The organism is Mesorhizobium sp. M0904 (assembly GCF_040319475.1).
Classification (GTDB): Bacteria; Pseudomonadota; Alphaproteobacteria; order Rhizobiales; family Rhizobiaceae; genus Mesorhizobium.
The window spans coordinates 48,105-60,037 of sequence record NZ_JAMYOC010000032.1 but is presented as its reverse complement, the minus strand read 5'-3'; the positions used below and the strand labels follow the sequence as shown (position 1 = coordinate 60,037).

Sequence of the window (11,933 nt, the reverse complement as noted above, 5' to 3'; positions counted from 1 at the left end):
GCAACGCCATGGCGGTGGTGCGGGTTCTGTCGCCCTATGTCGGCCGGGTGATTGTCGCCAACCCGATGCAGGTGAAGGCGATCGCCCATGCCAGGATTAAGACCGACAAGATCGATGCCGGCGTTCTGGCGCAGCTCCATGCCAGCGGGTATGATCATGACGGTGCCATCCGATCCCCGCTGGAGATGAGCGATTTTCGGCGTATGGTGCGACCATCCGGAACAGGGGCACCGGTAGCACGCCAAGTGCGGGCAGGTATTCGATGAGCTGAGAGCTCGCGTTAGTAGCTGGCCGCCCCTGCGACCTGCCCGGTTGTCCCTGACCTCAGCCGCAGTGATCGTGGTGGACCAACCATCTCGTTCATCTGGCGGGCGAATCCGTAGAGTCTGGACAGCTCGGTGGCGAGGTCAATCAGAGACTGCTGTTCTTGCGGCGTCGTCGGGGTGCTCGGGCAGATTGGTCAAGTGAGCGTATCTGCTATGGCAGCAAGGTGCGAACAACCACCACCTCGTTGCCAATAAATGAGTTAGGGTCCAGCGACGGCGACTCCAGAAAACCGGCTGTTCTGAAAATAGCTTCGATCGCTGCCCGATCGGCTCCTGGTGCTATATGCACCTCCGCCAAGTCTAGTTGGCATACCGGGTTTGGTTCTCCGATTGGAATTGGCCAATACCGGAATGCACCGTCACTGCAAGTCAGATCGACACCACCCTGATGACGCTTAACGAGCAAGCGGACCTCGTCTTCGATGACCACAGTGGACTTCAGATAGAAGGCGCCGATCTTGGAGATGGTCCAAGGATTGAACGGCGGCTCTCCGGCCGCTTGAGGGCGTCGTTGATCTCTCGTAGGACGGTGACCGAGCCGCTTTGTTCATAGTGGATCGGGCGAAGTTCTGCCACACCAGGGTGAATCTGGAACTGCAGACGCGCGCCATTTCCCTTTGCGAACGCGCCCCACATGAGTTGCGGATCTTCGGAGGCACACGGGTCATCGAAACGTGGAGTGCGCCCCTCGGACCGGACAGGATGCCTTGCTTTGTAAGATGCTATGCAGATATCTATTCCGAAATATTGGCGGGAAAGATGAAGAAAATGGCTAGCCGGAAGAAACGCGGGGCAACGAAAAGGCCGCTCGATGAAGAAGTTCTGCTTCGGCATATGCAAAGCATAGTAGACAGCGAATTCGAGAATCTTGTAGGCGAGGCGCTGTCAGAAATCTGTGGGAGACGCTTCTTTTGTTCGCGAAGCGGAAGCCAGTACGGGGGTGACGGAAGTGCACGAGGCCCGTTTGAAACGGTTTTCGAAGCCAAGCTCTATCGAGACACTACTTCTTTAAATCAGCGCAATGTACTCGGTGGCTTCGTTGAAGCGACCCATCGTGAGCCGAAACCTGATCTTTGGGTGCTCGCTGCTAGTCGGCCTGTCCCAGAGCAACTTGAACGAGCACTCCGCCGCGAGGCGGAAGAAAAAGCAATCGGCCTTCTCACGCTCGACGCTCCGCCCACGGGCGGCTCAGACCTTGTCCAACTGATTGCTATGGCGCCAAAGGCCGCTGCCCTACGGCTTCCGGCAGAAGCCCAAGCCGCAATCGACCGCCTTAGACGGGAGCCAAATTTCTCTGGGCGGGCTCTTGAGCTTCGCCAAAAACTCTCGGGACCCGATTTCACGCTTGCGACGTTGCGTGCGGCAGTCGATGCCTGGTGGCGAGAGACGATGTCTGAACCGCAGAAACTGGTCCGTCGCCTCAGGGCTAGACCCGCCCCTGGACGGTTGGGTGACCCGTGGGCCGAATTCGTTCGCCGTGATGTGGTCGATGCTAACAGCGCAAGCATTAAAGCCGCGGCGACAAAGGGAAATCCCTGCTTTTTTGTCGGCGACGAAGGAGTTGGCAAGACTCTCTCCGCTCTTCATTGGCTTTTGGAGAATGCCTCTGAGACCCTCTTGCTTCCGGTTACCAAAGCGGTTTCCGTTTCGAAAGACCCCATAACACTCATGAGTTGCGCGCTCAGCATGATGTTGGGTCGCTCCCCTGCGGAATGGGTCAAGAAAGCCGAGATGTTGCTCAGTTATGACGATATCCAAGCCCCTATCGTGACACTTTTTCTTGACGGTCTCAACGAACGACGAAAGAGCGATTGGACCGAGTTGCTGACGCGACTGCAAGACCAACCCTATCGCCAGCGCGTTCGTGTTCTTGCTACGTGTCGTCCCTATGCGTTCGAGCACGATTTCAATGAGTTTGTTGGACTGAGCCAGAAACCGCAGGTTATCCGTATAGGCCTCTTCGCAGACGCGGAACTCGACCGAGGTCTTAAGAACCACAAAATTCCCCGATCCTCTTTATCCGATGAAATGACGGAATTGCTACGCCGTCCGCGACTTTTCGACCTAGCACTCCGATACCGTGAAGAGCTTGAAAAAGTGGGCGAGTTCACGCCAGCTCGCTTGTATTGGGAGGACTGGAAAGACCGCCTGGCACGAAACCGTGACATCCTTGCGGAACCCGATTTCAAGGAAGCACTCCGGCAAGTTGCAAAGGCAATCGATAAGGCATCGCCGAATCCTTCGCGAATAGCGACGGCCGACCTACATCACGCCGTCCGGAACGCAAACCCTTTTGCGGACAATCCAGAGCGCGTCTTGCAAACACTTACGGAACTGGTTGACGGCGGGCTTGCCGAACGGTCCGGGGAAGATACCCGTCTAACATTGTCATTCGCGGCATTTGCACTTGGCTGGGATCTCTGGCGCCGAGCGCTAGAACTTCCTGCGGATTGGACGATTGGACAGATTGTCAGTGAAGTTCGAAGCTGGATAGAGCCGTGGGGCGGGGCCTCATTCGATTGTGAAGTGCTTCGAGTTGCCAGTTGGGCCGCCGCATTAGCGGACGGTAGGAGAGCAGCCCAAGCCGCGATATTCGCCCTTTGGCTCGATAGGCCAAACCTTTCCGACGAACACGAAGACGACATTCTTGCTATTTCACGGCGCATAAACACAGCTCTTGTGGATGTCGCCGAATACGTCTGGTTCGCAGGCGACGCAGAGGCGTCCGAACGCCTTGCTTATATTATTAGACCCCTCACTGGTGCGAGCGAATTGAGGGTAGCACTGATTGAACGTGCTCGTCATTGGGCCGGCTTGATCGGTCTAATGGAGTGGCCATTCTTGGGGCAAACAGACGACCGGTCTGCTTTGCGTGAAAAGCGACTTGAGCGACTGCGCAAACGCCTCGGCGATCGCTTGGTTTTGAATAAACCGTTCAAGGAGGCCGATGAAACTCTCACCATAGCAGATGGCGAAGAGCCTGATGGATCGCACGCCTTTGGCTACGCCGTTAGCGTTCTTGCTTTTCACAGTCGTGATGACCTGATGCCTTTGATAAGGGTTTGGTCCATAGCCGGGTCTGTTCGGTACGGAGACCATGACGATAAATATATCGCAGCGCTGCTGCGCGGTGCCGAACCCTCCGAGATCGCCCTAGTCGATCAAGCGTTGTCACAAGCGCAATCTTTCACCTTGGGCAATGACATTCTGATCGCGCATGCCGCAGGTTCACTTGGATGGGCAATTGGGACGCCTCAGGCCATGACCGTCGTTGCAGACGCCTTTGACAAATCTGGGCTTAGAGACGAACGACAAGAGTTAATCAAAACAATTTCAGTATGGGAAAGACCTGCAACCGTCGAGGAAGCCATTCAGAAGGTCGCCGACCAAACCGAAAAACCTCATGTTCGCTTGTCATATGCGCGGGACTGGCTACTCCATCCTAAGATGAGACTACCGGAAAGCCTTGTTCGCGAGGCCACGGATTTTGCAAGAAATCTCGACGTTACGGCAATCTATCAATCAAGGGGCCACACTTCCGAATCCCTTGCATTAGAGCATTGGATGCCCGTTTTGGCCCGGGCAGCGCGCGATGATAGAGCAGCCATTACGCGCCGACTTTCGGGTCACGTCGCGGCCGGCCAAGTGTCGCCGGAAAGAGCCATGTTTGTTATCATCATGGAAATGTCGGTACTTGATGCAGCCGACCTTGTGCCGCTTATGTCGATACCTGGAGACGATCCGGATAGCGCGAATCTGCGGATGGCGGCCCAATTTTTGTTGGCAAAGGACGGCGACGAGCAGATTAGCCTGCTCCTGAGCTTGGAACCGTCGCAAGTTATCTATCGTGATTTGGCGCTGACGTTCAGCATTCCGAGTGCCACTGGGCTCGATGCATTGGCGAAAGCTATTCATGGCGGCCTCGAACGAAATCGATTGCGAAGTGCGCTCTTTTTGGTGGCTGCCACGGGTGTGGATTTGACCAATGCCCTGCGCACTGCATTGCTGGAGCGCCTGAGACAATCATCTCCGCATTGCCGAGCGCCCGAACTGGAGATTTTGGCTAAATCCGATGCGCCTGCGGCGGCTGCCGAGTTGATCGCCTTGGATTGGACTGTCGGGAATGCCCGAGACGATGATGAAGCCTTCTGGGGAAGTTTGGTTCTCGCAAAGGCGTCGCTTTCCCTCAATGAGGTGGTTCGGCGTCTTCATCCTCGCCATCTTGTGCGCGCCGCCGAGAATACAAAGGATGGGCCAGCGGTGATCAGTGCCATTTTGATCGCCAAACTGCGGTCAGTCTTGGACGCAGAGAAGCGACCATTGCCGGCGACGTCCATTTCCAATTTTGCAACCGATGACACTCAACTGGAAACTCGGAGTGTCACGCTTCAGCACGGTCTCAATAAATCGGCTCTCACGCTGGCCGAACGATTTCGATTGGGGTTCGATGCCGATGCGCGCCAAGAAATCATTGACCAAGCAATTGAGGCTGTTCAGCGTTCGGATCAATCGACCCTTGCAAGCGGCAGGCGGCGTCCCGACTGGACCATTCCGAGCGCTGGCCTTGAAACGCTCTGGACCGCAGAGCCGACCGCCTTTGAGGCTATTGCGGATTTCCTCTCGATTCAGTCTGCTGACAATCTGAATCAACTCGCTGTCCATGAGCCTGGTCTCCTATATCCGATGGTCTCCGTTGGACTCAAATGCGACCCAATTCGTTTTGCCTCGATATGGCGTAACCTCCTGTCTACGAGACATCATACTGTATATCGAACGAACCTCGGCTCGGACTGGCTTCTCACCATGCCTTTCGCGTGCACGAGCCCCAAGGGGTGGGCACTTCAGATTGAAGCGTTTGACTTCTGTGAAAACGACCGCGAGCTACTCGATTGCACCTTGCACGCAGAGACTCCAGACCTCCAGCAGCGATTGATCGGTTGGACTATTTCTGAAGCCCAATCACCCTCCATCTGGAGACGGGGGCGGGCTATGATTGTTCGGGGCTATCTGGGCCTTTCGTCGCCGCGTGTCGAAGACCTAGAGCGCCTGGACATACAGGCGTCTTGGCTCGGAAATGTCTGGCGCTATGCCGAAGGATGGAGGGAGCGCCGCCGCTCAATTGTTCATTGGCTGGAGCAGTTCAGGTCAGCCGACAATGGCATATCCGCGTCAGCGGATTTCGAACTCCTCAAGAGCAGTGCTGACCGTCGCGTCTGGCGGATGCTTGATGGATGTAAACTGAACCATCATTCTCAGATCATATTCGAGCGACAGCGCTCTGAACTTAAGCGAGCGATAGAGAAACGCGAAAAGGATATGGGGGAGAAATTCCTCGACCAAAAGCTTGTCGACGGCCTCTGGCCTCGCAATATGAAGCTGAATTGAAGCATCCGAACGCGGTTCAGATGAACCAAACGAACTCCGTTCGCGCGTTTCGCAAAATGTGTGCGGGTGTACTACGCTTTTTCCGCACCTTCTTGGCAAGGGGGTCGCTGCGCACCCCCGTTGCATCCCCCGAGCCGCAAGGTCTTCGCGAAAGATCCAGTATGACCACGTCGATGACCCGGCGTAGATCGACCGGCATCTGTTCAATAATAGCGTCCTTTAGCTGTGCCGTCGTCGTTATGGATAAGTCTTTACGCCCCGCGATTTTCTCACCTGCCCCGAACCATAGAACGAGATAGATGCCTTGATCCGCCGCATCAGGGTGCACGCTATAGCGGTCGTGAAGCTGCGCCGAGGCGGCTGAAAAGAGCTTTGAATGCCACTGCCCTTTGACCTCGATGACGAGCAGCCGCCGTCGACCGTCAATAATCACTGATGCTGTGATGTCGCATCGGTTCGCATGCGCCATGTGATGTTCGATTGTGACCGAGAGGTTCAAGGCCGACATTTTCACCTGTAGCCGGTCAACGATCCGATCGCGCGAACTATTTTCATCGAGGTGCTCGCCGCCCGGATAGAACATGTTGAGCGGGTCGGTCTCGGCGCCCTGAACCCATCGCTGGTATTCCACCAGTTCTTCAACCAACAATGCACGCAAATCCTCCACGGTGGCGATCTTGCTATGGTCGAGAAAATTGACGATGTCCTTTGCAGAGGGCGTTCGAAAATCCTGTAGCGCCTGTTTCCGGTGCGCCGCAGCTTTCATGCTGCGGGCATCCCTGTGGAAATCAGCAAAGCGATCATCGGACAAAAGCTTGTCCAGGACCGGGAGGCTCTGATCAGGAGAATCGCGTCCTATTAGGTGAACCACATCGCTCAGAAAGCGATAGGCCGTTTCGCCGGGCGGGTCGCCCGTACCCCACGAGCTGGGTAGAAAGACCTTCGGCCATACATCGACGTATGCGTCTAAGATTGCAAATACCTTCTTGGCCGAGAGCACAGGCCACCCCACCGCGTCATCCCGATAAAACCGGCCCGCTCGATGCTCCAAACGGGTTATCGTCTGCGGATCAGCCTTTAGCGCTTCCCAAACAGCTCCCGGCGGATCTTCTAGGAAGAATAGTGCCCGCAGAAACCAGAATTTTTGGTCGGACTTTTCGTCGTCGGTCGTAGCTTCACGCCCGGTCCACGCCGCACATTGTTGTTCGATTAAGTGCCGTAGTCTTGAGCGATCAGCATGCTCCGCACAGATGTCAAAGAGCGTATCTCTGGCCCCCTTGGGCATTTCCGGAAACCGCTCCAGCCATTCCAACGCCAGTGTTTTTTGAAGAGGTTTGAATGCCTGTTTGTGACGAAGCCAGCCGACATCGGTAGGTGGGTCGCCCGGTTGAGTTAGCTGGGGTTCGATAAATTCTCGCGCATAGGCTTCGACATCCGAAAGATCCCCAAACAGCAGTCGATCGATCTCGGCTTCCAAAGCCTTGCCTTCTCCTTCCCCATATCCACCATACCCCCCCAAATCAGTCTTCACGGCGGCAAGGACTTTACGATCGATCCGCTCAAGAGTTCCTGACCCGCGAAAATATGCGAGACATGCGGCGTGCAGCACCCGCGTGACCGCCTTCCGTTGTTGAGAAAGAGCTGATAGAGTCGGAACATGCTCGTCGAGCAAGGGGAAGCTGTTCAGAAGCGCTCTGTCAGCGCTGCGAACGTCATCGAATATCTCACCCATCTTTTCGGGTTGGAGAAGGTAGTAGTCGGCAATCAGTCGGAGTGCACCCCAGTGCGCACCGGCCTCGATTCTTGCCAAATTTTCTCGAAAAAAGGCTAGCCTCGCTAGTTTGGTTTGATCTTCCTTGCGTTGCCATCTACGGTTTGATCTCGGCCAGCGATACCGATCCTTGTCTATCAATGAACGGGTTTCACGCTCACGCTTGGACCAGATTCTGAGCAGCTCTGATCGTTCGCGTCCTTGCCTGCGCATCAAGGCCCGGAAATCGTCTGGACCTTTCTTTTCCGAATAAATGTTATGCATGGAATAAAATCCGCCCCACAATGCGGCATTGCCCGTTTCAAAGGCATGGTCGAGCAGGGCACGATAATCACGTAGGTTCATCTGCAACCCCGAATGACGCTGGCTCATCGAGAGGCGCATCCGAACGTCCCATACGTCCTTGTCGTCGGCACAACCTGCGAAAGCGAGCCGATGTATCGCCTGCCGTAATTCGTCGTTCTCGGTCAGTGCCTGCACTGCGATGCTCTGATCTGACGATTTGGTGCGATCAAACGTCAGAGATTTCGTCCATCCCCAAATTTTGTCTGGCGCATGTGTTTTGGTCGACAGCTTGAAATATTGGTCAAGCAGTGAGCCGGCGATCTTGCTGACCTCGATACGACAATTGCATCGATGTTCGCGTGTTGCACCGCATGTGCAGGTGAGGCCACGGGTAAGCTCGTCGAGAAGCCATTCTGTGCCGGGCAGGTCGAACGTGCTGATAAACTGCCTCACGTAAAAACGAAGCTCCGGCGCCGCTTGATCGCGTCGTTTCCTGACCTTCCCTGTTGCTGCAATTCTTTGGAGCAAGGCGAGTACCTGCTCCCTTCCGATCACCTTCATACCCAATTCGGTGATATCAGTCGCGATACGCAACGAGGCTGTATCGCCCATCGCAATCAGGGTTGTGACATCCGGCCCGCGGTCGCGGTCCGGCAATTCCGTGAGAAGGTGCTGCGCACGCATACGAGACGACAACTGGTTGTCAGCGTCGAGCATGATGCAGCAAAGCTCTTCTTCGAGGTGCGGGATAGCGTCGGATGCTTGAAGAAGTTCGAGAAGAAGATCGCGCAACTCGGGCGCGACTTTGTCGCCAGTCAGCTGCTCTTTCAGGTCATCGACCATATCGACGCTGAAGAGGCCAGCCACGCTAAATCGCCGCCAGGAGTCGCTGCGGCGGAAATACGGATCGATTTTTGAGAGCTCGCGCAGTCGTGTCATGAGAAGATGCTTGGATGACGACGTAAGTTGCGACGGGTCGCCGTTGGCCAGCACCGCATAAGGGTCGACGTCGATACAAGCCCGTTGGATATGGGGACTTCCTACAGCCGCCATCCATCCGAGCATGCCCCGAAGCTCGTCGCGCACTACGCTGTTGGGCGCGATTACCGCGAGACACCGGCCAAGGGAAAGCGGATCGGTAGCATCGTCAATGCGTGTCGCAAGATAGCGTGCGGCACAATATTCTGAAACGATGCGATGCACCGGCTCGTGCCTCGCGGGTGTGGCTGATGGTTTGAAGAGCCGCGTGTCGAGCGTGGATTGCAACAATGACAGGTCAGCGGTGCTGACCGCCCGCAGATACGGGAAATCCATATCGCCTGGCTGCTCTACAGAAGATAAGCCTGTTGATCCCGATAACAGCAGTTTTGCAAAGAGCTCTTCTCCGACGCGGATAATTGCATCAGAGGGCGGCCGTCCGCGCTGTTTTGGCGATGCGCTTCGCTCCGAGGTCAGCCTCTCGACCGCGTCAACGAAAATCCTGCTTTTTGTCACGAACTTCCGACCGCTCTGCACATAGGCGTCAGAGAAGAGCTTGAGAAATTGTGGATTACCTAAAAGCGGCACGAGCTCGAAGCGAGCAGCTTCATTGAGGAACGCTGTGAAATCCTCTCCCGGAAGATAGGCTTCAAAAAGCAGCTTCTGTTCCGCTTCGGAAAACGGCAAAAGCCGTACCACGGCCGGCTCAGAGCCGAAGCACTGTTGCAAAAGCCGGGTTCGTGCCGGGTCCCATTCACTGGAGCGACAGGCCAGCACGACGATACCCGCCTGCGACTCCTTTGCCTTGACGATGATCTGATCAATTGCAGATTGGTCTATACGGGCCACTTCATCGAGAGCATCGATGACCAATGACGGAACCTCGGCTATCACCGAGCGGTGACGGAAGCTGGTTGCTGTGCAGAATTCACCGCCTAAATGGGCGGCCATGCTCGTCAGAAGATCGCTCTTGCCAGCACCTGGTTCTGCTAGCACAACAATGAGTGCCTCTTCGGCGAGCAAAGCCGCCTCTGAAATGATCCTGTCCCCGTGATAGAGCGATCGTGGAATATAATTTTGGTCCATTCATGCAGCATAAGCGCCGCCAATGTCTCACCCAAGCTGCAATTTAAGATTGGTGGAACGCACGTGACTGGCGTGTGCCTGGATTCGTTCAGTAGTTCCCGTCAACGTCGTGCTGACGCGCGGCGCCTATCGGACGAACACGAAAGAACCCGCTGAGCCTCGCGTATTGAGTAGAGTGCTTGTTTGCAAATATTTAAATTTGCGGCGATCATCGCCGCATTTTTGAAAGATTGTAAATTCACTTTAAAAGTGATAGTTTATGAGAGTCGCAAAATACGGCGATGATCGCCGCATCGAAAGTGTTTTTTAAACCTATGCCAACGAACACCGACCGAAGACAATTGCTGCGAAACCTGGTGCCTGAGGGGCTACCGGTGACGAAGCGTTGGCTGTCCGAGCAGAATCCGGACTTCGATCGCCACGCGCTCGATAATCTGGTCAAAAGCAGGCAGCTCACGCTGGTCGCGTCCGGTGTCTATATACGCCCCAGTACACACCTTACCTGGCAGGGCATCGTCACCGCACTGCAGACCATCTTCCGCACGGATCTAAGTGTCGGCGGATTGACAGCGCTCGAATTGCAAGGATTTGCGCACTACCTGCCATTGTCGAGGCAACGCGCGGTCCATCTTTACGGCAAAGACGTTTTGCCGGCCTGGCTAGGGAGTGCGCTGCCTTCAGTCCAGTTCGTTCGCCACAATCGTCTCTCCTCGCTAGGCGGTTCCGGCCTCGTCAACCGCGAGTACGACACAAACGAGCGAACGCTCGTGGATAGCAGCATACCGGGTCAGCGGACAGGCGCTTGGCCGTTCACCATGTCATCGCCCGAGCGGGCTTACCTTGAAGTCCTGATGGACGTGCCGGGCGCCATATCCTTCGAGCACGCCGACCAGCTTCTCCAGGGCATGACCACGCTCTCACCAAGGCGCATGGAGCAACTCTTGCGCAAGTGCACGAGCGTCAAATTGCGCAGGCTGTTCTACTGGATGGCCGAGCGTCATTCCTACGCCTGGCTGAAGAAGCTTCCCAAACCCGAAGCGCTTGATGAGCTTGGCCTTGGTAGCGGTAACAGAATGCTGGTCAGAGGCGGCAGACTCGATCCAAAATACCGCATAACGGTTCCGGAGGAGATGTGGACACAACCAGCCCTTATTACAGACAAGTCCGACTCCTGACGCGTGTCTTGCCGCTGGTCGCGGCGGAGACGTGTTTCGCCCTCAAAGGCGGCACCGCCATCAATCTCTTTGTTCGCGATCTGCCGCGGCTCTCCGTCGACATCGATCTCGTCTATCTGCCCATGGACGAGCGTGACGAAGCGCTTAAGAAGATTGCTGAAGCGCTCTCGCGCATTGCTGATGCGATCTCAAAGGCGATGCCCGATACGGAGATCATCAGATCGTACGAAGATCAGCGGGATGCCTTGCGTCTTTTCGTGACCCAAGGCGGCGATCGGATCAAGATCGAACTCTCCCCTGTGCTGCGCGGCTCAGTATTCCCCGAGGAGCTACGGGAGGTGTCGCCCGCAGTCGAAGAGCAATTCGGTTACGTCGAGATGCAGCTTCTTTCGATCCCCGATCTATATGCCGGAAAAATCTGCGCGGCGCTTGACCGCCAACATCCGCGTGATCTCTTCGATATCAAATTGCTGCTCGAGAATGAAGGGCTGACCGAAGATTTGGTGAAGACTTTTCTCGTCTACCTCATCAGTCACAACCGAACGATGGCTGAACTCCTACAACCAACCCGCAAGGACATTGCCGGCATCTACGAAGGAGAATTTCTGCGCATGTCGCAGATCGAGGTGAGCCTCGATGAATTGCTCGACGTTCGCGAGCGGCTGATCACCGGGCTAAATCAGGCATTGACCGACGATCAGCGAAAATTCCTGCTCTCCTTCAAAGCCCGTCGCCCGCAATGGGATCTGCTCGGCATTGAAGGGGCGGACAAGCTGCCCGCCGTTCGCTGGAAGCTGCACAATCTGGATCGCATGCCAGAAGAACGGCATCGCGGGGTGTATGAGAACTTGGAGCGGGTGTTCGGCCAGAAACGCAAATAAGCGACGCCGCGCAAGAATCAGGTCGATCCCGTCTCACCGACACGAC

General features: G+C 55.7%; 4 protein-coding genes and 1 pseudogene. 4 read left to right on the top strand and 1 reads right to left on the bottom strand.

What is annotated here, in order from left to right:
* Both NKH80_RS27335 and NKH80_RS27330 read left to right on the top strand, forming a co-directional pair.
* Positions 1-152: pseudogene (locus NKH80_RS27335) on the top strand (IS110 family RNA-guided transposase); the annotation flags it as partial.
* 933 nt (positions 153-1,085) lie between these two features.
* A complete protein-coding gene (locus tag NKH80_RS27330; protein ID WP_352994790.1) occupies positions 1,086-5,711 on the top strand; it encodes a hypothetical protein in 4,626 nt (1,541 codons plus the stop codon).
* Positions 5,712-5,727: 16 nt separating this feature from the next.
* Here NKH80_RS27330 and eruA read toward each other — a convergent pair whose 3' ends face one another.
* Complete coding sequence (gene eruA, locus NKH80_RS27325) at positions 5,728-9,831, bottom strand: NACHT domain-containing antiphage protein EruA (RefSeq protein ID WP_352994787.1); 4,104 nt, start codon at positions 9,829-9,831, stop codon at positions 5,728-5,730.
* Positions 9,832-10,112: 281 nt separating this feature from the next.
* Here eruA and NKH80_RS27320 point away from each other — a divergent pair, with 281 nt between their 5' ends.
* Together NKH80_RS27320 and NKH80_RS27315 are read left to right on the top strand one after the other, a co-directional pair.
* Entirely contained in the window at positions 10,113-11,006 is an 894-nt protein-coding gene (locus NKH80_RS27320) for a type IV toxin-antitoxin system AbiEi family antitoxin domain-containing protein (RefSeq protein ID WP_352458833.1), read from the top strand.
* Positions 11,007-11,014: 8 nt separating this feature from the next.
* Positions 11,015-11,887 (top strand): nucleotidyl transferase AbiEii/AbiGii toxin family protein, encoded by an 873-nt coding sequence (locus tag NKH80_RS27315; RefSeq protein ID WP_352994784.1) that lies wholly within the window; start codon positions 11,015-11,017, stop codon positions 11,885-11,887.
* Positions 11,888-11,933 lie beyond the last annotated feature (46 nt).

Bases quoted from the DNA above. Each gene is read 5' to 3' on its own strand.
- NKH80_RS27330 (WP_352994790.1), top strand. From the start codon at position 1,086: ATGAAGAAAATGGCTAGCCGGAAGAAACGCGGGGCAACGAAAAGGCCG.
- NKH80_RS27320 (WP_352458833.1), top strand. From the start codon at position 10,113: ATGATCGCCGCATCGAAAGTGTTTTTTAAACCTATGCCAACGAACACC.
- eruA (WP_352994787.1), bottom strand. From the start codon at position 9,831: ATGGACCAAAATTATATTCCACGATCGCTCTATCACGGGGACAGGATC.